This window comes from Actinomycetota bacterium, from assembly GCA_035697485.1.
Lineage (GTDB): Bacteria > Actinomycetota > UBA4738 > UBA4738 > HRBIN12 > JAOUEA01.
On record DASSCU010000015.1, the window covers coordinates 131,719 to 158,042 of the forward strand.

The 26,324-nt window shown below is 71.3% G+C and carries 23 protein-coding genes; 11 read left to right on the top strand and 12 right to left on the bottom strand.

What is annotated here, in order from left to right; translation table 11 throughout:
- Window position 1: 1 nt before the first annotated feature.
- From VFI59_03765 to VFI59_03780, 4 genes are read right to left on the bottom strand one after another with little or no spacing between them, the layout of a single operon-like run.
- Complete coding sequence (locus VFI59_03765; protein ID HET6712807.1) at window positions 2–1,057, bottom strand: amidohydrolase family protein; 1,056 nt, start codon at window positions 1,055–1,057, stop codon at window positions 2–4.
- Complete coding sequence (locus tag VFI59_03770; protein HET6712808.1) at window positions 1,054–2,751, bottom strand: PEP-utilizing enzyme; 1,698 nt, start codon at window positions 2,749–2,751, stop codon at window positions 1,054–1,056. The genes VFI59_03765 and VFI59_03770 overlap by 4 nt, the downstream gene beginning before the upstream one ends.
- A gap of 2 nt (window positions 2,752–2,753) precedes the next feature.
- Window positions 2,754–3,992: a Xaa-Pro peptidase family protein gene (locus VFI59_03775; protein ID HET6712809.1), complete on the bottom strand. Its 1,239-nt coding sequence runs from the start codon at window positions 3,990–3,992 to the stop codon at window positions 2,754–2,756.
- Window positions 3,993–4,020: 28 nt separating this feature from the next.
- Window positions 4,021–5,238 (bottom strand): pyruvate carboxyltransferase, encoded by a 1,218-nt coding sequence (locus VFI59_03780; protein ID HET6712810.1) that lies wholly within the window; start codon window positions 5,236–5,238, stop codon window positions 4,021–4,023.
- Between the two features lie 105 nt (window positions 5,239–5,343).
- On the opposite strand from VFI59_03780, the gene VFI59_03785 reads away from it, so the two are divergent.
- The 5 genes from VFI59_03785 to VFI59_03805 all read left to right on the top strand — a co-directional run bounded on the left by VFI59_03785 (window position 5,344) and on the right by VFI59_03805 (window position 11,239).
- Window positions 5,344–6,744, top strand: a complete 1,401-nt coding sequence (locus tag VFI59_03785) for an amidohydrolase family protein (GenBank protein ID HET6712811.1) — start codon at window positions 5,344–5,346, stop codon at window positions 6,742–6,744.
- Complete coding sequence (locus tag VFI59_03790; GenBank protein ID HET6712812.1) at window positions 6,741–7,418, top strand: cyclase family protein; 678 nt, start codon at window positions 6,741–6,743, stop codon at window positions 7,416–7,418. Before VFI59_03785 ends, VFI59_03790 begins: the two co-directional genes overlap by 4 nt.
- 112 nt (window positions 7,419–7,530) lie before the next feature.
- On the top strand, window positions 7,531–9,306 hold the full coding sequence (locus VFI59_03795; protein ID HET6712813.1) for a GH25 family lysozyme: 1,776 nt from the start codon (window positions 7,531–7,533) through the stop codon (window positions 9,304–9,306).
- A gap of 61 nt (window positions 9,307–9,367) precedes the next feature.
- On the top strand, window positions 9,368–10,249 hold the full coding sequence (locus VFI59_03800) for a hypothetical protein (GenBank protein HET6712814.1): 882 nt from the start codon (window positions 9,368–9,370) through the stop codon (window positions 10,247–10,249).
- A gap of 90 nt (window positions 10,250–10,339) precedes the next feature.
- Window positions 10,340–11,239 carry a hypothetical protein gene (locus VFI59_03805; GenBank protein HET6712815.1) on the top strand — a complete coding sequence of 300 codons (900 nt, stop codon included), beginning with the start codon at window positions 10,340–10,342 and terminating at the stop codon, window positions 11,237–11,239.
- On the opposite strand, the gene VFI59_03810 is transcribed toward VFI59_03805, so the two are convergent.
- Both VFI59_03810 and trxA read right to left on the bottom strand, forming a co-directional pair.
- Window positions 11,218–11,757 carry a GNAT family N-acetyltransferase gene (locus VFI59_03810; protein ID HET6712816.1) on the bottom strand — a complete coding sequence of 180 codons (540 nt, stop codon included), beginning with the start codon at window positions 11,755–11,757 and terminating at the stop codon, window positions 11,218–11,220. The genes VFI59_03805 and VFI59_03810 overlap by 22 nt on opposite strands.
- A 91-nt stretch (window positions 11,758–11,848) precedes the next feature.
- Complete coding sequence (trxA, locus tag VFI59_03815; GenBank protein HET6712817.1) at window positions 11,849–12,235, bottom strand: thioredoxin; 387 nt, start codon at window positions 12,233–12,235, stop codon at window positions 11,849–11,851.
- A 182-nt stretch (window positions 12,236–12,417) separates the two neighbouring features.
- Between trxA and VFI59_03820 the strand changes: the two genes are divergently transcribed.
- The 3 genes from VFI59_03820 (at window position 12,418) to VFI59_03830 (ending at window position 17,103) form a co-directional block, all read left to right on the top strand.
- Entirely contained in the window at window positions 12,418–12,894 is a 477-nt protein-coding gene (locus VFI59_03820; GenBank protein HET6712818.1) for a YbaK/EbsC family protein, read from the top strand.
- A gap of 139 nt (window positions 12,895–13,033) precedes the next feature.
- Window positions 13,034–14,212 carry a winged helix DNA-binding domain-containing protein gene (locus tag VFI59_03825; GenBank protein HET6712819.1) on the top strand — a complete coding sequence of 393 codons (1,179 nt, stop codon included), beginning with the start codon at window positions 13,034–13,036 and terminating at the stop codon, window positions 14,210–14,212.
- Between the two features lie 62 nt (window positions 14,213–14,274).
- Window positions 14,275–17,103, top strand: coding sequence for an AAA family ATPase (locus VFI59_03830; GenBank protein HET6712820.1), 2,829 nt, complete (start codon window positions 14,275–14,277; stop codon window positions 17,101–17,103).
- Window positions 17,104–17,125: 22 nt separating this feature from the next.
- Here VFI59_03830 and VFI59_03835 read toward each other — a convergent pair whose 3' ends face one another.
- From VFI59_03835 to VFI59_03855, 5 genes are all read right to left on the bottom strand, one after another.
- Window positions 17,126–17,545 carry an OsmC family peroxiredoxin gene (locus tag VFI59_03835; protein ID HET6712821.1) on the bottom strand — a complete coding sequence of 140 codons (420 nt, stop codon included), beginning with the start codon at window positions 17,543–17,545 and terminating at the stop codon, window positions 17,126–17,128.
- Window positions 17,546–17,604: 59 nt separating this feature from the next.
- Window positions 17,605–20,103, bottom strand: a complete 2,499-nt coding sequence (locus VFI59_03840) for a hypothetical protein (GenBank protein ID HET6712822.1) — start codon at window positions 20,101–20,103, stop codon at window positions 17,605–17,607.
- Window positions 20,104–20,209: 106 nt separating this feature from the next.
- Complete coding sequence (locus tag VFI59_03845; GenBank protein HET6712823.1) at window positions 20,210–20,779, bottom strand: hypothetical protein; 570 nt, start codon at window positions 20,777–20,779, stop codon at window positions 20,210–20,212.
- 40 nt (window positions 20,780–20,819) lie between these two features.
- Window positions 20,820–21,248 (bottom strand): alternative ribosome rescue aminoacyl-tRNA hydrolase ArfB, encoded by a 429-nt coding sequence (gene arfB, locus VFI59_03850; protein ID HET6712824.1) that lies wholly within the window; start codon window positions 21,246–21,248, stop codon window positions 20,820–20,822.
- A gap of 35 nt (window positions 21,249–21,283) precedes the next feature.
- Complete coding sequence (locus VFI59_03855; protein HET6712825.1) at window positions 21,284–22,330, bottom strand: ScyD/ScyE family protein; 1,047 nt, start codon at window positions 22,328–22,330, stop codon at window positions 21,284–21,286.
- A gap of 171 nt (window positions 22,331–22,501) precedes the next feature.
- Here VFI59_03855 and VFI59_03860 point away from each other — a divergent pair, with 171 nt between their 5' ends.
- From VFI59_03860 to VFI59_03870, 3 genes are all read left to right on the top strand, one after another.
- A complete protein-coding gene (locus VFI59_03860; protein ID HET6712826.1) occupies window positions 22,502–23,638 on the top strand; it encodes a CapA family protein in 1,137 nt (378 codons plus the stop codon).
- Window positions 23,639–23,653: 15 nt separating this feature from the next.
- Window positions 23,654–24,460 carry a calcium-binding protein gene (locus VFI59_03865; protein ID HET6712827.1) on the top strand — a complete coding sequence of 269 codons (807 nt, stop codon included), beginning with the start codon at window positions 23,654–23,656 and terminating at the stop codon, window positions 24,458–24,460.
- Between the two features lie 125 nt (window positions 24,461–24,585).
- Entirely contained in the window at window positions 24,586–25,110 is a 525-nt protein-coding gene (locus VFI59_03870) for a flavodoxin domain-containing protein (GenBank protein HET6712828.1), read from the top strand.
- A gap of 12 nt (window positions 25,111–25,122) precedes the next feature.
- Here the strand turns inward: VFI59_03870 and VFI59_03875 are convergent, their stop codons facing one another.
- Window positions 25,123–26,244 (bottom strand): serine hydrolase domain-containing protein, encoded by a 1,122-nt coding sequence (locus tag VFI59_03875; protein HET6712829.1) that lies wholly within the window; start codon window positions 26,242–26,244, stop codon window positions 25,123–25,125.
- Between the last annotated feature and the right edge of the window lie 80 nt (window positions 26,245–26,324).

Below are 26,324 nucleotides of genomic sequence, written 5' to 3' on the forward strand. Positions count from 1 at the left end.
GTCAGCTCCCGAGGTTCAGCAGGCGCGCGGCGTTCCCGCCAAGGATCTGCGACAGCTCGGCGTCGCTGAGGCCCTCGATCGAACAGATCAGCTCGACGGGGTCGTCCTCGCCCATGTCGTAGGGGTAGTCGGTACCCAGCAGCACGTGGTCGGCGCCGTACCGCTCGATCAGCGCCGCCAACTCGTACGCGTCGTACAGCATGGTGTCGAAGTACAGCCGCTTGAGGTAGGTGCTCGGCGGGTGATCGGGGATGAACTCGCGGACGTCGGCGCGCGCACGCCACGCGTGGTCGTAACGGGAGGGGTAGGACGGCAGGTACCCACCGCCGTGCACGATGCACATCTTGAGATCGGGGACCCGCTCCAGGACCCCGCCGAAGATCAGCCGAGCCAGGAAGACGGTCGAGTCGAGCGGCATACCGATCGTGTTGATCAGGTAGTAGGCAGCCAGACGCTCACCCTGGGTGAACCCGTTCGGGTGCACGACGAGCATCAGGTCGAGGTCACGGCAGCGCTCGAAGAACGGCAGGAACCGCGGATCGTCGAAGTCGTCGCCGTTCACGTTCGTGCAGATCTCGATGCCGGGGAACCGGAGATCGTCCGCGATGCGTTCGAGCTCATCCAACGAAGCGCCGACGTCTTGAAGGGGCACCGTGCCGAGCCCCACGAACCGGTCGGGATGCTCGGCGACCACGCTCGCGATGTTGTCGTTCTGCATCCGGGCGAGCTTCTGGCCGAGATCGGGCTCGGCCCAGTAGTAGTACTGGGGTGGCGCCACGGAGATCGCCTGGATGTCGATGCCCATGCGATCCATGTCGGCGAGCCGCTCCTGGACCACGGTGAGCTTCGGCACGATCTCCGCGAAGTGCCGCTCGTTGTACGCGGCGCTCGCCGGACCCGCGAAGTGCACGAACGGATCCTTCTCCGGCGAGAAGGACGGCCGGGCCATCTGGTCGGCGTCGGTCGACCCGACATGGCAATGGATGTCGATCGTCACCGTGCCCTCGGGACGACGCCGCCGGTCGGCCGTCTCTCCACCGCTGCCGCGCTCGTTCACGCTCTCGCCTCCACCGTCATCAGCCGCTCCGTCACCGGGTCGGCCTCGAGGAGGGCGACGGTGCCGCGGTCACCGTCGACCGCCACGGGCGTGTCCGGCGCGGGCGCACCGGACACGCCCAGGCGCAGGCTCGTCACCGCGGGCACCCCGAGGGATCGGGCCACCTCGAACAGGTGAGCCCCCTCGTTCCCCTCGATCGTGACGAGCCCCGCACACCCCCAGAGCAGGGGCGCGATCTGCGGCAGCGGGCGTTGGGCGATCAGGACCGCCCGCGGGCCGGGGCGGCCGGCTCCGGCGACCAGGGGGTGTGCCACGCCCGCCCCGACACCGGGGGCGACGGGGAGACCCACGGACACCTCGCCGCCTGCGAACACCACCGAGGCGATGAACGGCTCCCATCGATCAGGTCCGTGGGAGATCGTCGCCCGGTCACTCGCATCGCGCGCCGCCAACTCGAGATCGTGAGGCGTCAGGCGCCAGATCGTCTCCGGGTGGGAGAGCGCGCCCCTGCCCACCAGCGCCTCCCCGAGCCCTCGGATCGAACCGAGGAGCCGGGCCGCCACGGCACGATCAGGCCGGCGGAGCCGACCGAAGGTGTCCGGATCCGACCCGTCGGCGTCACCCGACAGAAGGGTGCGAGCCGCCTCGGACCACGATGCGCCCGCAGTCTGGGGGTCGGTCCCCCAGACGTGCGCACGGAGCTCGGCGGCATCAGCGAGGATCCGCTCGTACGCAGCGGTCGGATCGGTGACGACGGTCGGCGCCGGATCGAGCGGCTCGTCGAAGGTCACCGCCCACGGCAGCACGGTCAGCTCCCCGATCGGCCCGGGGAACCGCAGGGCGAGCCGCGCGAGCCGTCGCTCCATCGTGGTCGAAGGCCGGGCGGGCTCCTCGAGATGGAAGGGGGGGGCCGGTGCCGCCACCGGGTTCCTGACCTGCAACAGACGGATCTCGGCGTCCGCGATCCCCCACTCGATCACGCTGGCGCCGAGGCGGTCGACGACCCGCCGCGCCAGCTCCGCGACCCCCAACACCACGACCGGCGCGAAGCCCTCAGCCACGAGGTGTCCCTCGACCCGGCCGTCGACGGCCACCGTCGCACTTCCCCCCTGCGCGCGGCCGGACACGAGCATCGCAGGGTCACCGCGCGCGCCGTGGACGGTCACCACGCCGTCGCTCGCCACTGACGCGGTGCCACCACCGTCGAACGGCAGCCAGGGCTGGATCAGGCCCGCGACCGAGAGATCGGTCGGCGACATCCCCATCTCGTCGGCACGGGCGACGACGTCGCGGGAGAACAGCGACGCCGCGCATCCCAACAGCGCTGTTCGGAGGTCGTCGGGCCCGACTTCGTGATAGGTCGCGAAGGCTCCCGACCACCGCGGATCCCGCTCGAGCGGACTCGACGATCGCACGATCGCGCCGTGCCGGAAGCCCACGCACGCGGCATGCAGCGCCTCGAGCACAGAGGCGTCGATACGAGCCCCGGCGACCGCGAGCCGCGCGGCGGCGGGGCTCCGGCTCAGCGCGTTCCTCCCCTCGGCGACCGCGGGCGCCAGCGCGTCGGCCGGGACGACGACACCCGGCACCACCGGCAGGCCGCGAGCCACGGCCTCCGCGAGACCGGCAGCCTTGGCTCCGGAGACCGCGATCTCGCACGCCCGCGGATCGTCGAGGGTGAGCAGGTCCGGCACGATCAGTCCACGACCGTGATCTCGTCGATCGGGAACGAGGTGATCAGCTCGTGCCCGGTGTCGGTGACGACGAGCATCTCCTCGAGGCGCACGCCGAAATCGTGGACCTTTCCGTGCTGGGTCTCGAGCGCGAACACCATGCCCGGCTTGATCTCGATGGGGTGGTCGAGCGACCAGATGCGCGAGATCACAGGCTGGTCGTACTGCGCGAGCCCGAGCCCGTGGCCCCACAGGTTCGCGGCGGCCTCGTCCTCGTCCTCGTAGCCCCAGGTGTCCATCGCGCTCGGCCACTTCGAGGCGATGTCACGCGTGGTGACGCCGGGCTTCACCGCGTCGATCGAGTCGCGCAACCACGTCAGCGCGGTGTCGTAGTAGCTCTTCATCTCGTCGGTCGGCTTCCCGCCGACGCAGTACGTGCGATAGACGCACGACTTGAACCCGTTCCAGGTCAACGCCGCGACGTCGATGATCACGAGCTCGCCCGGGCGGATGATGCGGTCGGAGAAGTTCCGCCAATTCGGCCAGGCGTTGGGGCCCGAGGAGACGATCACGTCCTCGACGTCTTCCACGCCGGGGAACGAGTAGAGGTACTCGAACCCGTGGGCCGCCACCTGGTTCTCGGTGAGTCCGGGGCGGATGAACTGGGTCATCTCGTAGTGCAGCGCGTCGCAGATCGACCCCACGATGCGCGAGCAGTTCTGCTCGTCGGGGCTCTTGACGGCACGGGCCTCCATCATCGGGGTCATGCCGTCGGTCCAGGTGATGCCGGCACGCTCGAACGTCTTCATCATCGTGATGTCGATGAAGTCCACGCCGAGCGGCTTGTCCCTGACGCCGGCGTCCTCGAGGTCGCCGACCAGCGCGTCGGTGAACTTGTCGACCTGCATCTGTGCGGCCGGTCCCGCGGCACCCTTGATCCATGCGAATGAGTGCCGCACGTTCTCCTGGGGGATCCACGGGGAGTGTGCCTTGATGTGGATGCCGATGTCTCCCTGCTCGTACAGGATCGGCTCCTTGCCCTCCACGAGCACCGCGTAGCGCAGCCCCGGCTTCAGCTTGTTCCACCCCGGGGTGAGGGTGGAGGTGACGTACCGGATGTTCTCGTCGTACATCAGCAGCATCGCGCCGAGGCCGTGGCGGGCCATCGCGTCGCGTGCCCGATCGAGCCGGTACGCGCGCACGGCGTCCCAGTCGATGCCCCGCTTCCACTCGATGTTGGCGTAGCCGAACGCTTCCTTCATGCCGACGTTCCTTCCTCCTGTCGAGAGCTCAAGCGGTGACCCGTTCGACGATCGCGGTGAACGCCTCGTCGTCGACCAGGCCCTTCGTCTGCAGCGAACAAGCCTTCACCTCGTCGAGGATCGCGAGGGCCTGCTCGTCGGTGGCCGACAAACCCAGCCGCTCGAGCGCCGCGGCGACCGAGTCGATGCCGGAGCCCTTACCGAGCACGAGCACCGGGGCCGGCTGACCCACGAGCTCGGGCCGGTAGGGGAAGCTCTCGGTCAGCTCGTCACCGACGTTGCGCACCCAGGTCGTGATGATGCCCGACTCCACGTTGTAGAGACGCTCGCCCACGACCGGGCGGTTCGATGGCTGCGAGACGCCCGCGATCTCCATCACCATCTTCGACAGATCGAAGAAGCGCTCGGTGCGGATGCCGGTGTCGAGCCCGTACATCGTGAGCAGGGCGAGCACCGTCTCCTCCATCGGCGTGTTGCCGGCGCGCTCCCCGATGCCGGTCACGGTCGTCTGGATCACCTCGACACCCTCGGCGATCGCGATGAGGGTGTTGGCGACCCCGAGGCCGAAGTCCATGTGGAAATGGGTCTCCAGCGGCACGCCCAGGCGCTCCCGGGTGCGCCGGACGAACAGCTGCACGCCGTGGGGCGAGAGCACGCCGAACGTGTCGACGAGGCCGACGGCGTCGACGTGCCCGTCGGTCGCGACCTTCTCCAGCAGGTCGAGGTACTCCGCGAGTCCGGCCCGGGTGGCGTCGATCGGGAAGAACGAAACCTTGAGGCCGAGCTCGTGGGCGAGCGAGGTCGCCTCGACCGAGGCGTCGATCGCGCGCTCGACCGGCCAGCGGTACGCCTGCTCGATCAGGTGGTGCGACGAGGGGATCTCCATCACCACTCCGGTGACGCCGCAGTCGGCCGCGCGCTTGACGTCGTCGACCATGCACCGGCTGAACGCGTAGATCTCCGAGGGCAGCCCCGCCTTGACCATGAGCCGGACGGCCTCGTCGTCGGCGGGTGACACCGCGGGCAGGCCGGCCTCGATCCGGTGGACCCCGGCCTCCGCGAGCGCCTCGGCGATGCGGAGCTTCTCGTCGGCCGTGAAGACGACCCCGGCCTGCTGCTCACCGTCACGCAGGGTGACGTCGTGCACCTGCACCTGCGACGGCAGGTCGAACCCCTCGGTCACCTCCGGCAAGAAGTTCCACGGGCTCGTGAACCAACGATCGGTGTGCCATGGTTCCGACGTCATCGACCCTCCGTCCCTCCATCCGATCTCGGAGGTCTATACATAGCACATTATGTATAACTTTGGTCAGGCCGGGAACGGCCGACCAGTCGACCGGAGAGGTGGTCCATGGGCATCGAACCGGATCTCGCGATCGTGGGGGGCGTGATCGTGACGGCCGACGGCACTCGGCGCGGCGATGTGCTCGTCAGCGACGGTCGCATCGCCCGGATCGTCCGTCGCGGGGCCTCACCTGCTGGCCGACGGACCGTCGACGCCGCCGGCCTGCTCGTCATGCCGGGCATGGTCGACACCCACGTCCACCTGATGGATCCGGGAGCGACGGAACGAGAGGACTTCCCGACGGGAACGGCGGCCGCGGCGGCGCGCGGGGTCACCACGATCGTGGAGCACACCCATGCACATCCCGTCCGGACCGCCGACGAACTCTCGGACAAGCTCGCATCGGTGCGTGGCCGCTCACACGTGGACTTCGGCCTCGCCGCACACGTCTGGCCCGATCGGTTGCACGCACTGGAACCGGCATGGGCCGCGGGCGTGACGTTCTTCAAGGTCTTCACCTGCACGACCCATGGCGTCCCGGGTATCGAAGGGCCCACGCTTCGATCGGTGTTCGATCGGGTCGCGAGCTTCGACGGCGTCTGTCTCGTGCACTGCGAGGACGAGCGATCGACCGCCGAGGCGGAAGCCGCGCTCCGGGCCGAGGGACGCGAGGACCCGGCTCTGCTCGTCGAGTGGAGGTCGCCCGAGGCAGAGCTTCGAGCGGTCCGGGCGGTCACCGAGGCGGCCGGAGCGGCGGGTGCGCGGATCACGATCGCACACGTGAGCTCGCCCGAGGTCGCCCGGCTCGTCGAGGCAGCGCGGGCACGAGGGGCGCTCATCGCTGCCGAGGCATGTCCCCAGTACCTCCTGCTGGATGAGGACGAAGTGGAGCGGCACGGTCCGTTCCGGAAGTTCACACCGCCGGCACGGAACCGCTCGTCGGACGATCGGGCGGCGATGTGGCGACTGCTGTCCGACGGGGTCTTGACGCACGTGGCCTCCGACCACGCGCCGTCGACGGTTGCCCAGAAGTCCGAGGGAGGCATCTGGGGGGCTCCGTTCGGGCTCCCGGGCCTTGACACGACGATGCGGCTGATGCTCGACGCGGTCGCGAAGGGACGTCTGCGCTGGCACGATCTCGTGCGCCGGTACTCCCTGGAACCGGCACGCCGTTACGGCCTCTCGGAGCGCAAGGGTCACCTGGACCCTGGAGCCGACGCCGACATCGTGCTCGTCGATCCGGAGGCGTGGGTGACCATCAGCAACGACGACGTGATCTCGAAGGCGGGCTGGACCCCGTTCGCCGGGCTGCGCACCCAGGGCGACGTCGTCTCGGTGTTCCTGCGAGGTGAGGAGATCGCCGCGAACGGCGTGCCCTTCGGGTCCCGACCGGGGAGGTTCCTGCCGGGGCCCGGGGCGAGGACGAACGCATCGGCGATCGGTCGAGGGGAAGGAGCGGAGCGATGATCGTGGACCTGAGCGTGACGGTGGATGCCACGACCCTGGGGCCACCGGCTGCCGGCAGCCCTCCGGTCGTGCTCGAGACGGTCACGAGGGGGCCGGGACACTGGCAGTCGAGCCGCCTCGCCGCCCTCCTGCACACCGGTTCGCACGTCGATACCCCGCTGCACGTGGTCGAGTCGGGCCGAGCGATCGAGGCCCTCAGGCTCGACGAGGTGTGCGGACCCGCCGTCGTGATCGACGTGCACGACGCCGGCGAGCGGGAGGCGATCGGTGCCGACCGCCTCCGGGCCGCCGGCAACCCGCCCGCCGAAGGCGACATCGTGGTGGTCCGCACGGGTTGGACGGACCGTTGGTGGGGCCGCTTCCCCGGCTACTACACCCGATCACCGTTCCTCACTGAGGAGGCTGCGCGCTGGCTCGCTTCCATTCGCCCCAAGGCGGTCGTGGTCGACTTCTTCGAAGAGGAGTGCGCCGTCACGCCCGACTTCACCTCGGAGGACTTCGTCGTGCATCGAGCCCTGCTCGGCAACGACATCCCGATCGTGGAGCAGGCCACCAACCTCGGCGCGGTCGGCGACCGATTCGAGCTGCGGGCCCCGTTCGTGCGCCTGGCCGGCGTGGAAGCCGCGCCTTGCCGGATCTACGCCGAGATGCCCGATGCCCGGGGTCCGCGGTAGAGGACTTTCACCGTCGCCTCCTCTCATGGCGGCCCGGCTCGATCGCCGCTACAGCCCGGATGCCCGGCGGCCGACAGGGAACGGGTAGTCTCGACCTCGATCACCAGCCCTCATGCCGACCACACCGTCCCCGACACGTCGCTCGTTCCTGGCCTACGCCGTCCTCACGGCGAGCGCCGTGGCGGTCGCCGCATCGATCGCCGACGCGTCGGAGCCCGGGGTTGCTCGTGTGAGCCGGCCCGGGGGCTTCGCGGGGTCGTCCGGCGAGGCGGGTCCGCAGGGTGCCGAGCAGGTGCGCCTCGACGTGGGGCCCACGCTCCCCGGCATCGACGTGAGCCACTGGCAAGGCACGATCGACTGGCAACGGGTGGCCGAGAAGGGCAAGCGGTTCGCCTTCCTCAAGGCGACCGACGGGCACGACATCCTCGACCCCACGTTCTTCGCGAACCGTGCGGGCGCCCGGGCCAACGGGCTGCTCGTGGGGGCGTACCACTTCGCCCGGCCCGACCCGTCGAAGGGCGATGCCGTCGAGGAGGCACGGTGGTTCGTGAGCCAGGCCGACCCTCGGCCCGGCTACCTGCTCCCCGTGCTCGACCTCGAGACGAGCCGCGGCCTCGACCAGCAGGACGTCACGCTGTGGGCGCGCCGCTGGACGGCCGAGGTGCGCCGCCTCACCGGTGTCACACCCCTCGTGTACACGAGCCCGCACGGCTGGGAGCGCCGCACCGGCGACACGCGCGCGCTGGCCCGCGACGGATCGCCGCTCTGGATCGCGCACTGGGGTGTCGAGTCACCGCTGCTGCCCGCCGGGGAGTGGGACGGGAACGGCTGGCACGTGTGGCAGTACACGAGCCACGGACAGGTCGCCGGCATCGCCGGCAGGGTCGACCTCGACGTCGTGCGGGGGAACTCGCTCGGCCCGATCACGATCCGGCGGCTCTCCCTCGAGGTGGAGGGCGACGCCGGCACGATCGTCAGCGCGCCCGCCGGCCTCGGATGTAGCTCCACCTGCGAGAAGAGCGTCGACCCGGATACCACGGTCACGCTCACCGCTCGGCCTGACGACGGCGCCTACTTCACGGGGTGGGGCGGCGCCTGCTCGGGGACCGACGAGACCTGCACGATCACGATGCGCGGCAACCGGTCGGTGCATGCCACCTTCGTCACCGACATCACCGCGCCCGTCGCCGATGTCGAGGTGGCCGACGGGTTCCGCGGGCCGGTCGTCGTGGCGTTCGACGAACCGGTCCGCCACGTGGACGCGGCGAACGTGCTCCTCCAGAGGGCCGGCGACGACCGGGTGACGGTGACGCGTCGGTGCCGCTCGGCCGACGGCGCGACGGTCGGGTGCGACGGCCTGCTGCGTTCCGTGATGCTCACGCCGTCCTCGCCGCTCGTGCCGGGCCGCGACTACGAGGTGCTCGTCGACCCGCCCGGCGCCGACCCGGTCGTCGACCGCGTCGGCAACGCCGCCGCTGCGCTCGTCCACCCCTTCGAGGCCGCGCGGTCGGTCGAGCAGGGGCACGCCCCCGTGGCGCTCTCCCCCGCCCGCGCCTGGCGACGCACCTCGACGAGCGCGGCGTCGGGCGGCGCGTTCGCGCTGAGCGAGCGAGCGGGGTCGACGGTGCGGATCCGGTTCGACGGCGCCGGCATCGACTGGGTCACCGTGACCGGCCCGAACCGCGGTCGCGCCCGTCTGTGGGTCGACGGTGAGGCCCTGCGGATCGTCGACCTGTTCGCGGCCACGCGCGCGTTCGGCGTCGTGGAACGCGTCGACGGCCTCACGGACGGCGCACACACGCTGACGATCGAGGTGCTCGGCCGCCGGGCGCCGTCGTCGAGCGGAACCTGGGTGGCGGTCGATCGCTTCGACGTGCTCGGCCCCTAGGCTCGAGCGCCGACCGACGCTCACGATGCATCCATCGCCCGCGCCGTGCTAAGGATGCGCCATGACATCGGCCGCTCCGATCCCCGACGAGGCCGCCTCGCTCTTGCGAGAGGCCCCCGAGGGGTTCATCGCTGCCCGGGACGCCCTGGTCGCACGGCTCCGCGCGTCCGGTCGAGACGACGACGCGGCCGTCGTGAAGGCGCTCCGCAAGCCGACCGTGGTCGCCTGGGCTCTGAACCAACTCAGCATCCGCGACCCCGACGGCGTCCGGGGGCTGTTGGACTCCGGGGCCGAGGTCCGGGCGGCGCAGCAGGCCGCGCTGTCGTCGAAACGGGGGGCGACCGACCGGCTCCGGAAGGCGGGGGCCGCGCGCAAGGAAGCGGTGCGCGAGCTCACGAAGACCGCGACGGAGGCCCTCACGGAGGCCGGGCGGGCCTCGCAGACCCATGCCGACGCGATCGGCGTCGCCTTGGAAGCGTGCTCGGTCGACCCGGCCGCGGGCGCGGCGCTGTCCGCCGGCACCCTGGAACGGCCGCCGTCCACCGGCGGCGGATTCGGCGACGTGTTCGGACTCACGTCGCTCGAGGGGGGCGTGGCCCCGGACGAGCCCCCACCGGGACCGGAGCGGGGCGTCTCCCGCCCGAGAGGGGGTCGCGCGGCCGGGGGCACGGGAGCGACGGCGGCAGACCGGGCAACAGGAGCCGAGCTGCGGGCCGAGGTGGCCCGGCTGCGCCGCGATCGCGACGCGGTCGCACGTCGCGCGCGAAAGGCGCGAGGGGTTGCGGACGGGTTCGCGCACGAGCTCGAGGGCATGCGCCGGCGACTCGAGGTGGTCGAGCGCAAGCACGCGGACGCGGAGGCGGCGGCCTCCGCCGGTGAGCTGGAGCTCGCCCGCGCCGAGCGGGATCTGAAGGAGGCCACCGCTCGCCTCGAGGACGGATGAGTCAGGAACGGGTGGCCCCGACCGACCGGGCCACCTGGACCATGGCGCGGCACGGCGACGAGCCTAGCGTCGGAACCGGAGGTGAGGACCATGGACATGAACGCCCTCGATCCCTCCGGCTCGGACCTGCGCATCCCGGAGTCTCCCGAGGTGCTCGCCCACGCCGACCACGCCCGAACCGCCGAGCGCGCCGCCGTGGTGCTTTCGGGCGTGATCGTCGCGCTGATGGTTGCGGCGTCCGCGGTCGGGCTGTTCGCGCCGGATCTGTACGACGAAGGCGGATGGGCCCGCGAGGCTCTGCGGGGCGGCGACCTCGTGACGCTGGTGCTCGCGGCGCCGCTGCTGCTCGGTTCCCTCGTGTTGGCGGTGCGTGGATCGCAGCGGGCCCGCGCGGTGTGGATCGGCATGCTCGTGTACTCCGTCTACAACGCCGCGTTCTACGCGTTCGGCACGACGTTCAACGACGCGTTCGTGCTGCACATCGCGATGCTGTCCACGTCGATCTTCGCGTTGGCGTGTGCGCTCGTGAGCACCGACCTCGTCGCGATCGCCGCGACGTTCGACCGGGTGCGGGGCGCTCGGTGGGTGGGGATGTTCCTCGCCGTCGTCGGCATCGTGCAGGGACTGCTCTGGCTGTTCGTGCTCGCACGCAACGTGGCGACGGGTGAGCTCATCGCCGAGGTGCCGGTCGCCGGGCAGCACCTGGTGTTCGCGCTCGACCTGGCGTTCCTCGTGCCGAGCCTCGTGCTCTCGGGCGTGCTGTTGTTCCGGCGGCTGCCGCTCGGGTACCTGCTGGGCACCGCGATGGCGGTGATGGGCGCCGTCTACCAGATCAACATGATGGCGGCGGGTGTGTTCCAGGAGCGGGCCGACGTGGTCGGCGCGACCGCGTTCGCGCCCGAGACCGTGGGACTGGCGATCGCGTTCTGGGTCGCCGCGCTCTTCATGCTGGTGCCGAGGGGCAGGCATCAGGAGCGGTCGATCTCGTAGCGGACGCCCTGCCAGGTCTCGCCCTCGTACGTGCGCTCGAAGCGTTCGACGAGGCGCATGCCGGCCTTCTCCGCGACCCTGATCGACGGCAGATTCGCGGCGCTCGCGTAGGCGCGCACCACGTCGGCCCCCAGTGCCTCGAACGCGTAGGCGATCAGGGCGGCGACCGCCTCCGTCGCGTAGCCGCGCCCCTGGAACGCGGGATCCATCGTGTAGCCCACCTTGATCACGCTCGGCTCGTCCTCGGCGGGGCTCAGACCGACGTCGCCGACGAGCCGGCCCGTGTCTCGTTCCTCGACCGAGAACTGCACCCAGCCGCCCGGCTCGCCCGGCGCTCGGCTCGCCATCGCCTCGATCTCCTCACGCACGCCGTCGTGATCGGTGCGCTCCCACCCCTGGTACCGATGCACCTCGGGATCGCTCCGGTACGCCGAGATCGCCGGGGCGTCGCCGGCATGGGACCGCCGGAGCACCAGTCGCTCCGTGACGATCGGCTCGAAGTCGTTGTCGGGCGCCATCGGCCGGGAAGCCTACCCCCTGCCAGCTGCCCGGATCGGTCGGATCAGGCCACGTCGACGCCGAGGGTCACGCGCATCCGTCACCCGGAGGTCACGACCGGTTCCCCGCCGCCTCGCGCTCCTCGGCCTCGGCGACCTGGCGGCGCACGTCGTCCATGTCGAGGTCGCGCACGGCCCCGATCAACTGCTGCAGCGCCGGCTCGGGCAGCGCCCCCGGCTGGGCGAACACGAGCACGCCCTCGCGGAACGCCATGAGCGTGGGGATCGAACGGATGCCGAACCCGGCGGCGAGCGCCTGCTCGGCCTCGGTGTCGACCTTGCCGAAGACCACGTCGTCGTGGGTCGTCGACGCCTGTTCGTAGATCGGCGCGAACATCTGGCACGGGCCGCACCAGTCGGCCCAGAAGTCCACGAGCACGATGCCGTCGCCGTTCACGGTCTGCTCGAACGTCGCTGCGGTCAGGTCCACGGTCGCCACGTCGGTTCCTCCTCGTCGGATCGAGCGGGAGCGAGATACCCCCTGGGGTATCTCAACGCCGCCGGGCCTCACGGCATTCCCACCCGGGGTGGTTCCGACGGCCCCCCGCACGCGGGCCCGGGTGCCCGTGTCGCGCGGGGCCCGTGTTGGTTGGCTGAGGGTGACGAGGAAGGTGGTGCGCCATGACGATCCTGACCGACTACCTGGACGGCAAGGACATCGAGCACGAGGTGCTGATGCACGAGCGTGCGTTCACGGGCATCGACGAGGCACACGCGCTCGGCATCAAGGCCGACGAGGTCCTGAAGACGGTGATCCTCGACACGAGGCACGGTCACGTCGCGCTGGTCCTGCCCAGCGGCGAGCGGCTCGACATGAGCCTCGTCCGCGAGGTCGTGGACGACCCCGGTGCGACGCTCGCGACCGAGGGCGAGATCACGCACGACTTCGGCGGGTTCGAGCTCGGAGCCCTGCCCCCGATCGCGCCGCTGCTCGGCGTCGACACGATCGTGGATCCGACGGTCCACGACCACGGGCCCGTCATCTTCGCGGCCGGCACGCAGACCGAGTCGGTGAAGGTGGAGGCCGGGGCCCTGTTCGCGTTCCAGCCGGTCCGCTTCGCGCAGATCGCCGAGGTCTGGAACGAGGGCCGCGCCTAGCGTCGGCGGGCCTTCCACGCCTCTTCGATCGGCCAGCGCCGCGCTCACGCGGCCGTGGCGAGCGGATCGGTCGGCGAGATCGCGAGATCGAACGAGTCGTGCGGCGCGCCGGTCGGCCAAGTCCGGGATGATGTGAGACGTGAGGACGATCGGGGACGAGGAACGGCGCGCTCGGCTCGGGGTGCGTCACCACCTGGCGCGACCCACGACGTCGGCCGAACGCGCGGCCAGGGACCTCGCCGGGCTGCACTCCAGCGACCCGGTGACCGTCTTCCTGTCGGCGTGGGCTCGGGTGGAGGGCTTCGAGCCCGAGCACCTCGAGCGCGAGTTGTACGACCGTCGCTCGTTGGTGCGCATGCTGGGTATGCGGCGCACGCTCTTCGTCGTGCCCACCGACCTCGCCGGCGTGATGGACGAGGCCTGCACGAAGGCGCTCCTCCCCGGTCAGCGCAAGCGCCTGATCGCCGTGCTGGCGGAGCAGGCCGTCACCGACGAGGCGGAGGCATGGCTCGACGACGTGTCGAGCCGAACCCTCGCGGCACTCGAGGCCCGGGGCGAGGCGAGCGCCCGCGAACTCACCGCCGACGTGCCCGAGCTGGCGACGAAGCTCACGTTCGGCGAAGGGAAGACCTGGGGCGGCACGATCGGCCTCTCGACGCGCGTGCTGTTCCTGCTCGCGACCGCGGGTCTCATCGTGCGGGCACGACCGCTCGGCCGCTGGACCTCGGGGCAGTACCGATGGGCTCCCACCGATCGCTGGATCGAAGGCGGGCTGCCGGCGGTGCCCCACGACGAGGCCTGCGCCGAGCTGCTCCGGCGGTGGCTGCGGGCGTTCGGCCCCGCCACGACGACCGACGTCCGCTGGTGGACCGGTTGGACGGCCGGGCTCGCGGCATCGACGCTCGCCGCGATCGAGGCCGTCGAGGTGTCCCTCGAGCGGGACTCGGGCTGGGTGCTGCCCGACGACCTCGAGCCCGTGGCGTCGGCGGAGCCGTGGATCGCGCTGCTGCCCGCGCTCGACGCGACCGTGATGGGGTGGAAGCAGCGCGATTGGTACCTCGGTCCTCACGCGGGGGCCCTGTTCGACCGCAACGGCAACGCCGGGCCGACGGTCTGGGCGGACGGTCGCGTCGTCGGTGGCTGGGGGCAGGCCGACCACGGTGAGATCGTGACGCGCCTGCTGGAACCGGTGGGGCGCGACGCCGCCGCGGCGATCGACGCGGCGCGGGTCCGCCTGGCCGACTGGCTCGGCGACGTGCGCATCCGGCCCCGGTTCCGCACCCCGCTGGAGCGCGAACTCTCCCCGACGCGGTCCTGACGGACGCCGACCCGCGGGACGCAGACCCCGTGGCGTCGGCGGCGGCTCCTATGCTGAGGGTCATGACGTGTGCCGTCTGTGGCCGCCCCCTGCCCGACGACGCCCGATTCTGCTCGGGCTGCGGCGCCGCGGTCGCGAGCTCTCTCGGCACCGACGAGCGCAAGGTCGTGACGGTCCTCTTCGCCGATCTGGTCGACTCCACCGGGCTCGCGCAGCGGCTCGACGCCGAGCGTGCCCGCGAAGTGCTCGGCCGGTTCTACGACGCCGCGACCCAGGAGCTGCTGAACCTGCGCGGGCGGCCGGAGAAGTTCATCGGCGATGCGGTGATGGCGGTCTTCGGCCTGCACCAGGTGCACGAGGACGACGCCCTGCGCGCCGTGCGGGCCGGCCTCGCGATCCGTGCCCGGGCGCACCGCATGCGCGAGGAGCTCGGGCTCGCCCAGGAGCTCGAGGTGAGGGTCGGCATCGAATCGGGCGAGGCGGCGACCGGCAGCGGACCCTCGGAGCAGCTGCTCGTGACCGGCTCGGTGGTGAACGCCGCCGCGCGCCTGCAGACCGCCGCGGACCCCGGCGAGGTACTGGTGGGCGCGACGGCGCACGCGCTCACGCGATCGGCCGTGTCGTTCGGAGAGGCCCGCGACGTCGCGGCGAAGGGGTTCGAGGAACCGCTCCGAGCCTTTCCGGTGCTGGGCCTGTCGACGAGGTCGGTCCGGCGCACGATCCCGTTCGTCGGTCGCGACCGCGAGCTGACCGCGTTGCGCGAGGCGTTCCACCACGTGGTCGCGTCGGGGGCGCCGTCGCTCGTCACGATCGTCGGCGAGGCCGGGTCCGGGAAGTCGCGACTCGCCGATGAGCTGTTCGCCGGCCTCGAGCCCGGCGTCGCCGTGCTGCACGGGCACGCGCAGGTGCCGGCTGGCAGCGCGAGCTTCGCCCCGGTCGCCGCGGTCGTGCGCCAGCTCGCCGGCATCGACGACGACGATCCGCCAGATCGGCTCACGGAGCGGCTGCGTGACCTGGTCGACGGGTGCTGCGACGCGACCGAGACCGATCGCGTGGTCGGCGGGCTCGGCCTCAGCCTCGGGCTGGCCGAGCCGAACCTCGACGAGTCGGCGTTCGTGCAGGACGTGCAGGGGGGGTTCCTGCGGTTGGTCGACGGGCTCAGCGCGGGCCTGCCGGTCGTGCTGGCGTTCGAGGACGCGCACGAGCTCGCCGCGCCGATGCTCGACCTGATCGAACGACTCGTGTCGGCCCGCCGTCGCGGGCCGGCCCTGGTGCTGACGCTCGCCCGGCCGGACCTGCTCGAACAACGCCCCCGCTGGGGCGCCGACGCCGCGGCGCACACCCGGATCGTGCTGAACCCGCTCTCCGACGACGAGGCGATCGAGCTCGTGCGCCAGGCCGGCGGCGACCGCATCGAGGGCCGTGAGGCGCAGACGATCGCCGAGCGGGCCGGCGGCAACCCGTTCTTCATCGTGGAGACCACCGGCATGCTGCTGCGCGAGGGCCACCGCCACGTGGCCTCGGTGCCGCCGACCGTGCAGGCCGTGGTGGCGGCTCGCCTCGACGCGCTGCCGGCGCCCGCCCGCGACGTGGCCCGGCGCTCGTCGGTCTTCCTGTCCTCGTTCGACCGCGACGAGATCGCCGAGTTGGCGTCGGCCGAGTCGGCGATCGACGCCCGCCTCGCGGAGCTCGAGGAAGCCGAGCTGCTGGTGCGCGTCGACGACGGGGTCCCCCGGTGGCGGTTCCGCCACCAGACGCTCCGCGACGTTGCCTACGCAAGCCTGCCGAAGCGTCAGCGACGCGAGCTGCACCTGGCGGTCGCCGATCGCCTGACGGCCGACGGCCACCGCTCCTGGGCGGCCGAGCACCTCGAGCAGGCGGCGCTCGCGGCGCTCGACCTCGAGCCCGCGTCGCGGGAACTGCCCGACCGGGCCGCCGACGCCCTGGCCGAGGCCGGGGACCGCGCGCGCCGGCGCATGGAGAACCGGTCGGCGCTCGCTCGGTACCGGCGCGCGCTCGCCCTGGCCGGCGATGGCGATCGATGGGGGGTGCGCGAGGCGCGGGTGCTCGCGGGCATGGGCGAGGCCTTCTACTGGCTCGGCGAGTACCCGGGGGCGACCGAGGTCCTCGAGCAGGCCGTCGAGCTCGGTACGCGCCACGGCGACGACTGGACGCTCGCGCTCGCCCTCCGGTTCCTCGGCGACATCTCGATCAACGTGGCCGCCGACGTCGACAGCGCGGAGTCACTGCTCGATCGTTCCCTCGAGGCTGCCGAACGGCTCGGCGAGCCGGCAGCGATCGCGCGCACGCTGCTGTTCGCCGGCTGGGTGCCCTGGACGCGCAAGCGGCTGGAGGACGCCGAGGCGATCTGGCGGCGGTCGCTCGAGATCGCGGAGGCGACCGACGACCGGTGGGCACGCGTGCGTTCACTCTGCTCGCTCTCGATCGTGATCGCCGACCAGAACCGGCTCGACGAAGCGACCGAGATGATCGAGCGCGCCCGCGAGGCCGCGATCGACATGGGCGACCAATTCAGTCTCGCGGTTGCCACGGTGCAGGAGGGCCGGCTGCACGAAGAGCGGCAGGACTACGAGAAGTCGTTGCCCTTCTTCGACCGCGGCATCGAGATCTTCGCCGAGCTCGGGGCCCGATGGGAGCTCGGCGACGCCCTCGCGGAACGCGGCATCGCCGAGCGCGAGCTCGGTCGACTCGACGACGCCGAGCGAGACCTCCGCCGGGCGATCGCGATCAGCGAGGAGCTCGGCGAACGCCAGCTCGCCGGCTGGACCTGGCGCGCGCTCGCCCACGTGTCGGAACGCCGGGGCGACCATGAGGTCGCGGAGCAACATCGCCGACGCGCCGCGGTGGAGGAGTCACGCCGCCCGCACTGAGCGCCGCGCTCCGCGAGGCGCCCTACCCGACGGTCAGGCTGATCGGCACCGCCGCGAGCGCCTTCGAGACCGGGCAGTTCTGCCTGGCGCCCTCGGCGGCCTCGCGGAAGCCGTCGGCGTCGAGGCCCGGCACGTCGCCGACGACGTGCAGCCGGACCCCCGTGATGCCCTCGCCCGGCTGGAAGTCGACCTCGGCTCGGGTGTGCAGCGTCGTGGGCGGCGTGCCGCCCTTGGCCAGCGCGCTCGACAGCGCCATCGAGAAGCACGACGAGTAGGCGGCAGCGATCAGCTCCTCGGGGCTCGTGCGCCCGTTCGGATCCTCGGTTCGCGACGCCCACGTCACGTCGAACGAGCCGAGCCCGCTCGATTCCAGGGTCACCGTGCCGCTTCCCTCGGTGAGCGGGCCGTGCCATTCGGTGGCTGCGAAGCGGGTGGTGGCCATGGGGTTGCTCCTCCCGGGTCGGGTCGACCGAGAGTAGCAGCGACCGCGCCGGCCTCGGCCTACGGGTGCACGACGAAGCCGTCGACGACGATGTCGGTGCCGGTCGAGTCACCGCTCTTCGTGCCGAGCACCTTGATCACCATCGTGTGTGCCCCCCTCGTGAGGCCGCCGAACGACACCGTCGCCTGCCAGGTCGTCGCCGACCGATACAGGTCGACCGTTCCCTTCGACACGCCGTCGATCGTCACGCCGGCCTTGCCGTAGGTGCGGCCGAACGCGGTGACCCAATCGATCGCGGTCCCCGAGAACACCGCGGTCGCGGTGGCGTTCTTCGTCCGCGACGAGCGGAGCGTGCCGTCGCTCGCACCCGCGACCGACGTGCTCTGCCAGTTGGCATAGCGGACCGACGGCGCGGACTCCTGCGTCGTCGACGTGCCGACCACGAACGCGTCGTGCGTGATCGACGTACCGGTCGAAGCCGACGTCTTCGTGCCGAGGACCTTGATCGCCAGGGTATGGGAACGGTTCGACAAACCCGCATAGACCTTCGAGACGACCCCCGGCGAAGTTGCATAGAGATCGACGGTGCCCTTGGAAGAGCCGTCGATCGTGACGCTCGCTCGTCCGAGGTTCGGCCCCGTCCGGGCGATCCACGTGATCGAGGTGGTCGTCGGCGAGACCCACGTCAGCGACTGCCCCTTCACCGCGTTGATGCGATACGCGCCGCCGTCGGCCGTCGGATCGACCACTCCGCGCCACCCGTCGAACGCGATCTCGGGCGCGGCGTCGGCGAGGATGATCGGCGACGGTGCCTGGGCGAACGTCGCGGTGACCGACACGGGGGCCGTCAACGTCACGACGCACGACGCGGTGCCCGAGCACCCACCGGACCAGCCGGTGAACGCCATGCCCGGGTCCGGCACCGCGGTGAGGGTGACCTGCGACCCGTGATCGAAGCCCGCCACGCACTGGGATCCGCACGCGATGCCGGAGGGGACGCTGGTCACCGATCCCGTTCCGCCCCCGGACCTCGACACCGTGAGGGTATGCTGCTCCGGCGTGAACGTCACCCCGACGGCCTGTGCGACGTCCATCGTGACGACACAGGCACCCTCGCCGGCGCAGGCGCCGCTCCATCCGGTGAACCGGGAGCCCTCCGTCGGGGTCGCGGTGAGCGTGATCTGGGTGCCGTGGGGGAACCCGGCCGAGCAGGTCGTGCCGCAGTCGATGCCCGCCGGCTGGCTCGTGACGACGCCGTTCCCCGAACCCGAACGTGAGACGGTGAGCTCGCGCGCGGCGGTGACGAACGTCGCGGTGACCGTCGTATCGTGCTCGATGGTGAGCGAGCACGGGTCCGTTCCCGGACAGGTCACCCCCGAGCCGCTCCACCCGACGAACAACGATCCCGGCGCTGCGGTTGCGGTGAGCGTCGCCTGGGTGCCGTCGTCCACGCTCGCGGAGCACACCGTTCCGCAGTCGATGCCGCCCACGTCGGCGGTGATCGAGCCGGTGCCGTCTCCGGCGGATGTGACCGAGAGCGTGCTGACCGAGGGTCCCGTGGCCGTGATCTGCGTCGCGAGCGCGCGCCATCCGTCCCACGTCAACCCCGAATAGCTGAGCTTGGCCCGTCCGCCTGTCAGGACCGAATCGAGGTACCAGTTCCCTCCGTCACTCGCATGGGAGAAGACCACGCCGGCGATGTCCGCCGCGTTGGCCGCGATGTAGGAACCCATCGCCGCGAACCATTCGGCCTTGGCCGTCGGCGATCCGGTCGGACCACCCTCGTCGGCCCCCGTCTCGTCGATCCACACGGGTTTGCCGACCGAGCGGCCGAACGCGATCGCGCTGTCGAAGGACTCCGACGGGGCGAGCCAGCTGTTCGGACGGTGATAGCTGTCGACCCCGACCAGGTCGTACAGGCTCCCGTCGGCTGGGAACCAGTTCATCGGTCCCCCATCGTTGCCTTCGTAAGCCGCGCGGGTCAGCACCACCTGCCACTCGATGCGCTCGGTCACCCCCATCGAATCGAAGAGTGCTCGCACCAGGGCGAAGCATTCCCGGTACTCCTCGCCCGTGCCCGAGTAGGGCTGCGCATCGAGCTCGCCGGGAGGCGCCTGGTGGTTCGCCTCGGAGTGGAACTGCAGGTAGTGCGTCACCTCTCCGTAGGTCGGCAGCGCCAGCACCTCGTTCGCGAACGAGACGAGCGTGTCGTAGTAGGGTCCGGAGCCCGCCCGCAGCTGCGCGGTGATGTCCGTGTACAAGATGCCCGTCCGGTCCTGACCCGACCCGGTCTTCGGCTGGATGTTCAAACCGAGCGAGTACCCGGCTGCAGCGGCGGCGGCGTTGTCGGAGGGCACCAGCTGACTGTCGAACTGACCGGCCCGCTGACGCGAACGGAAGTACCCGAGCGAGACGTCGGAGGCCGCCTGGATCTCGAGGTACTGCGTGTAGGTCTGGGGCCAGAGCCCGACCACGAGGCCCTGTGCCGCCTGCGCGCGAGGCGTCGAGAGGGCGAGCAGAGGGATCGACACGAGTGCGACGAGGAGCTGCCGCCTCAACGTCCCCACCCTTCGGCCGGACCAGGGGAAGGTCACCCAACCCAACCATGGGATGCCTTCGCGGTCAACCACCGGATGCGGCGGACCACGCGATCGGGAGGAAGGACTAGTAGGTGGTCATCGTCGCGACGACCGTGTCGCGAGCCCCCCACCGACCCTCGGACCGGACGACGATCTCGCACCGGTAGGAGACGCCCTCGGCCTGGGTCGGGGCGATGATGTTCAGGGTGAACACCTTCCGCACGTGCTCCGACGCCGCCGGCAGCGAGAAGGCGAGGGTGCCCTGCCGGAACTCCTGTGTGACGTTGCGGGCACGCCAGTCGGGACGCTTGTGCTTGCCCATCAGCACGGCGTTGACCTTGAAGCGGCGCGTCCCCCGGCAGCCGTCGACCGTGAGCGTGTCGGGTTGATCGCCATCGTTCTCGACGGTGATCCAAAAGCGCACACCCTCGCCGTCCTCCATGCGGACGGCGACGCCCTGGCGGGCGCCCGTGGTGTTGTAGACGTCACGACCCTTCCACGGATGCGGCAGAGGGTCGATCGTGCATCCCGTGCTGAGACCGCAGAGCTTGATCCAAGCGTCGGCCTGGAAGTCGGCAGCGGCTGCCGGCGCGACCCCGGTGAGGGCCGTCGCACCCACCAACAGCGCGAGGAGCGTCGCGATGCGTCTCGTCACGTCGACGAGCATACGGGTCGCCGCGGTCGCGTGGGTGACATCACTCGTCGCCCTCGGGTCGACGGAGCTTCTTCGTCCGGCTGCGGCGCTTCTTCGCCGCCAGCCGGCGCTCGACCGATGCCCGGGTGGCCTTCGTCTGCCGGCGTCGGGGGGGTGGCGGCGCGACCGCTCCTCGCAACACTTCGGCGAGGCGGACGAGCGCCGCTTCCCGGTTCAGATGCTGCGACCGGTGCTCCGCCGCGACGATCGTGAGCACGCCGTCGACCAGACGGCCGGAGAGGCGCTCGAGCGCTCGGGCACGCAACGTCGGCCCGAGCGCGGTCGTCGTCGTCAGGTCGAGACGCAACTCCACGCGGGAATCCGCGGTGTTCACCGACTGGCCGCCCGGCCCCGAGGAGCGGCTGAAGCGCCAGCGCAGCTCGCGCTCGGGCACGACGACCGAACGCGTCACGCGGAGCGGTCCGGCCATGCGGCCAGTATGCCCCGCGTGACGCGCCTCGGGTCCTAGGCGATCCTCACCACATCGGCCTCGCCGGGCACGAGGGCGAGCGTCGTCGCGAAGGTGCGGCGGCGGTTGGAGGCCACACCGGTCGGCAGCGGAAGCTCGGCGACCACCTCGCAGCTCGAGCTCGCGAGGTCACACGAGTTCACCGTGCCCAGCGTTGCCTGCCCGAGCTCGGCGGCGAACCAGCTCGCCTCGTCGAACTCGACCACGTGCAGCGCGCCGTCCTTGGCGAAGCTGAGATCGACGATCGACGTGAAGCCACGCGCGACGACGGTACACGCGGGGCTCGAGCCACAGCGTGCGTGTCGGGTGCCCGGCTCGATGCGCCAGACGCGCGAGCGGTTCTTCGGCGCCGGGAAGCCCTTCAGCTCCCCGACGTAGTACGCGCCGTCGGGGCCGACGGCGACGCTCGTCGCCACCGCCTGGGCAGGGATCTCGTCCGGCAGCTCGCAGACGAACTCGAAGTCGGGTTCGGCATCGGGGCAGCCCACGATGCGCTTGGCGTTGCCGGTTGGCACCATCTGATCGGGGAGCGTGGCGACCCAGTCCACGTGACCGCGGCGGCTCACGACCAACAGGGCGTTGGCCGCTGCGTCGGCCACGAGGGCGCGACGACCCGGCAGCGCGGCGACGTTGAAGGGGTTGGAGTCGATCTCACCGCCGTCGGGGTTGACGTCGGCCTCGAACGCGCCGAGGTCGGCGACCGGCTTCACACGCCCGTCGACGATCCGATACAGCATGGATTCCGGCGCTCCGGTGATCGCGTGCATCACACCTTCCCGGAAGGGGTCGATGTCGCTGACCCCGGGCAACGCTGCGACGAGCCGAGCGTCGCCCGAACGGTGGTCGTAGTTCACGACACCCTGTCCGGCATCGGCGACGAAGATCTCGCCTCGGTTGATCGCCAGGCCGAACAATGGCGTGACGAACCCGGACGAGCCTCGCTCGGAAGCCTCCTCGGCACCCGCGGACTGCGGGACGACCAGCATCAAGACGGCGAGCACCGCGATCGCTCGGACCGAGGTGCTGCGTACTGCGCGCGACATGGGGCCCCCTCTCAGCGAACGGAACGTGACGCATCCGTTCTAGCCCGATGCTGCGCCGACGGTCAACCCGCGGACGGCCCAGCGTCGGTCCCGTGAGAACGGTGCCGTATTCCTTCCTGCGCAGGGCCGACCGCAGCGCATCATGGTGATTGAGGAGCAGGAGGCGGTGTCATGCTCGCGAGGCGAGTCGCCATCGGAACGGCGATCGTGGCGTGCACGGCGCTGGCCGCCCTCGCCGCTCCCGTCATCGGCACCGCGCCGGCAGGCCCCGCATCGGCCTCGCATCGCGGACCTCGCATCACCGTGGCGTTCACCGGGGACTTCCTGGCGACCCGTGCGACGTGGGGGGCGGCCCGACGCAACGCGGGCGGTCACGGCTACGACTTCCGACCGATGCTCCGCCCGCTGGGCACGCTCACACGCTCGGCGGATCTCGCGATCTGCCACCTCGAGACCCCGCTCACCGGTCGCGGCGTGCCCCTCAGCGACTATCCCCGGTACGCGGTGCCGCACCAGCTCGCCGACGCGATCCATCGGGCCGGCTACGACGGGTGCTCGACCGCGTCGAACCACTCGCTCGACCACGGGTCGGCGGGTATCCGTTCAACGCTCGGCAAGCTCGACTCGCTCGGCATCGGGCATACCGGCACGGCGCGTTCGCGCCGGGAGGCGGCCCGAACCGTGCGCTATCAGGTCGGCGACGCCGTGATCGCCCACCTGTCGTACACGGCCTCCTTCAACGGGCTCGTGCCGCGAGACGCGTGGGAGGCGAATCGGATCGATTCGGAACGCATCGTTCGCAGGGCCCGACGCGCTCGGCGCCAGGGCGCCGATCTCGTCGTGCTGAGCCTGCACTGGGGCACCGAGCACCGGCATGCGCCCACAAGCGAACAGGAAGCGCTCGCCCGACGGCTGACCGCGTCGAAGACGATCGACCTCATCGTGGGCCACCACGCGCACGTGGTGCAGCCCATCCGCCGTGTGCACTGGCGATACGTGGCCTACGGGCTCGGCAACTCGTTCTCGGGGATGACGGCCGCGCTGTTTAGCCCGGCCGCGCAGGACGGCATCGTGCTGCTGGTCACCTTCGAGCGAGGCCCTCGGACGTGGCATGTGCACCGGGTGCGTTTCGCGCCGACCTGGGTGCATCCGGGCGGATTCGTGGTGCGGTTGGTAGGCCCCTCGATCGAGGAGAGACGCCTGCCGGCTGCGGTGCTCCAAGAGCTCCGTCGCTCCTGGCGGCGGACCGTGACGACGGTCGATGCGGCCCGGTTGGGGGTCGTGCCGTTCCGTCGAGCACGGCTTTGAACGAGGAGGTGCGTCATGAAGGTGCGTCGATCGAACGCTCTTCCGATCCTCACGGCGTTCGCGGTGGTCCTTGTGCAGGCGGTGACGCTCGTGTCGACGGCATCGGTCCACGCGCAGGCGGTGGTGCGACCGGTGGTCGGCTGCCCGTTGAGCGTCGAGGCGCTGGCCACGCTCACCGCCACGGCCGCTCCCTCCTGCGCCTGGCCCGAGATCGCGCGGGCCGCCGACACATCGGTGATCCACCGCGCATGCACGATCGTCGGCACCGCGGCGGACGAGGTGCTCGAGGGCACCGGCGGCAAGGACGTGATCTGCGGCTATCAGGGCGACGACGTGATCAGGGCGCTCGCTGGCCGTGACGTCGTCTATGGCGGCGCCGGCAAGGACCGCATCCATGGTGGACCCGGCTCGGACGAACTCCACGGCGAGGCCGGTAACGACCGCATCCGAGGGGGCCTCGACGGCGATCAGATCCACGGCCAGATGGGCGACGACCGCCTCCTGGGCGAAGGCTGGGCCGACTCGCTCAACGGGGGCTACGGTGACGACCTCCTCGTGGGGGGTCCCGGTCGTGACTACGCCTACGACACGTCCGGATCCGAGCTGGCCGTGCTGGGCGCAGGGAGCGATCAATTCTACTCGGTTCGTGGTGACGACACGATCTTCGCCGGACGCGGTGACGACTGGTGCATCACGGTCGGGGACGAACGGTCCGGGGACGTGATCGACGGTGGACCCGGCACCGAGGACGCCTTCGATGCCGATGCCGGCGACACGGTGACGGCCTTCGAGGTCGGACCCGAGCCCTGTTACGGGTGCTGAGAAGCATCGGTTGCCCTGGGGGGTTGCCCCTGTGTCGCGGGGCTTTCGGCCCTGCGCGTGGGGGACGGCAGCGTCGCATGCTGACGTGGGAGGCGAACGGGACCGGATCGACGAGGAGTTCGATGATGAAGGCACTGGTGGTGTACGAGTCGATGTTCGGCAACACCGCACACATCGCGCGCGCGATCGGCGCCGGGCTGGCGGAAGGGGGCGTCGTCGTGACGATCGCGAGGGTCGACGCCGTCGATGCCGACGAGTTCGCGGGCGCCGACCTGCTGATCGTCGGTGGCCCGACCCACGCGCACGGCCTCAGCAGCGCGTCGTCGCGTGAGAGCGCGCTGCAGGACGAGCACAACACCTTCGACGAACCGACGATGGGGCCGGGCCTGCGGGGTTGGCTGGACACGCTTCCCGACGGCGCGGGCCGAGCGGCGGCCGCGTTCGACACCCGCATCGGGGGCGCTCCCAAGTGGTTGACCGGATCGGCGGCCAAGCACGTGGGCGAGCGGCTCGAGGCGCACGGCTACCGGCTCGTGATCGAGCCGGAGTGCTTCCTCGTCACGAGGCACAACGAACTCGTCGACGGCGAGGTCGACCGGGCGACGACGTGGGGCTCGGGCGTCGCGGGGTCGGTGCGCGTCAGCCGGTGAGCGGCCGAGGCGTCAGCGCTCGGCGTGCAGGCGGTCGACGCAGGCTTCGAACGTGTCCGCCACGAGTTCGACCCGGTCGAAATCGGCCATCGCCGCCGTGACGTAGGCGAACCCGAACCGTCGCTCGAGATCGCCCCCGCCGTAGGCGCCGCCGAGCCCGCCCATGCCGAAGCCGTGCTCGTCGACCCCCACGCCGAGGCCCCACGACACGTCCTCGCCCAGCAGCACATCGGGACCGGAACACTGCCCGGTCGCCATCGCTCGGACGGTCGCCTCCCCGAGGACGGTGACCCCGTCGAGGGTGCCTCCTTCCGAGAGCGCGGCGTAGAACCGCGCCACCCCCCTCGCCGTGCCGTGACCGTTCACCGCGGGGATCTCGGCGCGGCGCCACGACGCGCCGTTGACCACGTGGAGATCCACGAGGCCAGGGGGGTTGCCGAGCGCTCGAGCGCGGAGAGATCCCGGCTCGCCGAACATGCGTTCGGACCAGGCGTCGTCGACCGCGTGGACGGTCGCGCATCGGGCCTCCTCCGCGGGGCCGAGCCCCACGTGCACGTCGACGTCGAGCGGGCCGGCGATCTCCTCGCGCAGGAACCGGCCGAGGCTCCGCCCATCCACGCGCCGCACGACCTCGCCGACGAGATGTCCGAAGAACGACGCGTGCTCACCGTGTCGTGTGCCAGGCGGCCACCAGGGCTCCTCACGCTCGAGGGCTCGCACGATGCGGTCCCAGTCGAAGAACGCCTCGGTCGGAAGTGGCTCCCGCAGGCCGAGCAACCCCGCCTGGTGCGTCAGCAGCCAGCGCACCTGCACCTCGGCCTTCCCCGCCTGCGCGAAGTCAGGCCAATACCGACCGACCGGTGCGTCGAGGTCGACCTCCCCGGCGTCGACGAGCCGGAGCAGGCACGCCGCGGCGAAGGGCTTCGTCACCGAGTACACATGCACGATCGTGTCGCGGGACCAGGCTTCCCCGGGCGCCGCCTCGCCCGCCCACAGATCCACCGTGGAGCGCCCCTCGTGGTAGCCGGCCACAGCTCCCCCCGTCTCGCCGAGGTCGTCGAACGCCCGTCGGAACGCCTCGGCGACCGGCTCGAAACCAGGCGCGACGGAGCCCTCGATCGGCAGGTCGGCCACGCCGGCAAGGCTCTCACACGAGGTGCCCCGGACCCCCCGTCCCCCGACAGCCTGCGCCGTCGGCGAGTCCGGCGGACGCC

Bases quoted from the DNA above. Each gene is read 5' to 3' on its own strand.
- VFI59_03860 (HET6712826.1), top strand. From the start codon at position 22,502: ATGCTCGCGAGGCGAGTCGCCATCGGAACGGCGATCGTGGCGTGCACG.
- VFI59_03870 (HET6712828.1), top strand. From the start codon at position 24,586: ATGAAGGCACTGGTGGTGTACGAGTCGATGTTCGGCAACACCGCACAC.
- VFI59_03820 (HET6712818.1), top strand. From the start codon at position 12,418: ATGACGATCCTGACCGACTACCTGGACGGCAAGGACATCGAGCACGAG.
- VFI59_03780 (HET6712810.1), bottom strand. From the start codon at position 5,238: ATGACGTCGGAACCATGGCACACCGATCGTTGGTTCACGAGCCCGTGG.
- VFI59_03835 (HET6712821.1), bottom strand. From the start codon at position 17,545: ATGGCCACCACCCGCTTCGCAGCCACCGAATGGCACGGCCCGCTCACC.
- VFI59_03810 (HET6712816.1), bottom strand. From the start codon at position 11,757: ATGGCGCCCGACAACGACTTCGAGCCGATCGTCACGGAGCGACTGGTG.
- VFI59_03805 (HET6712815.1), top strand. From the start codon at position 10,340: ATGGACATGAACGCCCTCGATCCCTCCGGCTCGGACCTGCGCATCCCG.
- VFI59_03855 (HET6712825.1), bottom strand. From the start codon at position 22,330: ATGTCGCGCGCAGTACGCAGCACCTCGGTCCGAGCGATCGCGGTGCTC.
- VFI59_03830 (HET6712820.1), top strand. From the start codon at position 14,275: ATGACGTGTGCCGTCTGTGGCCGCCCCCTGCCCGACGACGCCCGATTC.
- VFI59_03775 (HET6712809.1), bottom strand. From the start codon at position 3,992: ATGAAGGAAGCGTTCGGCTACGCCAACATCGAGTGGAAGCGGGGCATC.
- VFI59_03800 (HET6712814.1), top strand. From the start codon at position 9,368: ATGACATCGGCCGCTCCGATCCCCGACGAGGCCGCCTCGCTCTTGCGA.
- VFI59_03865 (HET6712827.1), top strand. From the start codon at position 23,654: ATGAAGGTGCGTCGATCGAACGCTCTTCCGATCCTCACGGCGTTCGCG.
- VFI59_03785 (HET6712811.1), top strand. From the start codon at position 5,344: ATGGGCATCGAACCGGATCTCGCGATCGTGGGGGGCGTGATCGTGACG.
- arfB (HET6712824.1), bottom strand. From the start codon at position 21,248: ATGGCCGGACCGCTCCGCGTGACGCGTTCGGTCGTCGTGCCCGAGCGC.
- VFI59_03795 (HET6712813.1), top strand. From the start codon at position 7,531: ATGCCGACCACACCGTCCCCGACACGTCGCTCGTTCCTGGCCTACGCC.
- VFI59_03790 (HET6712812.1), top strand. From the start codon at position 6,741: ATGATCGTGGACCTGAGCGTGACGGTGGATGCCACGACCCTGGGGCCA.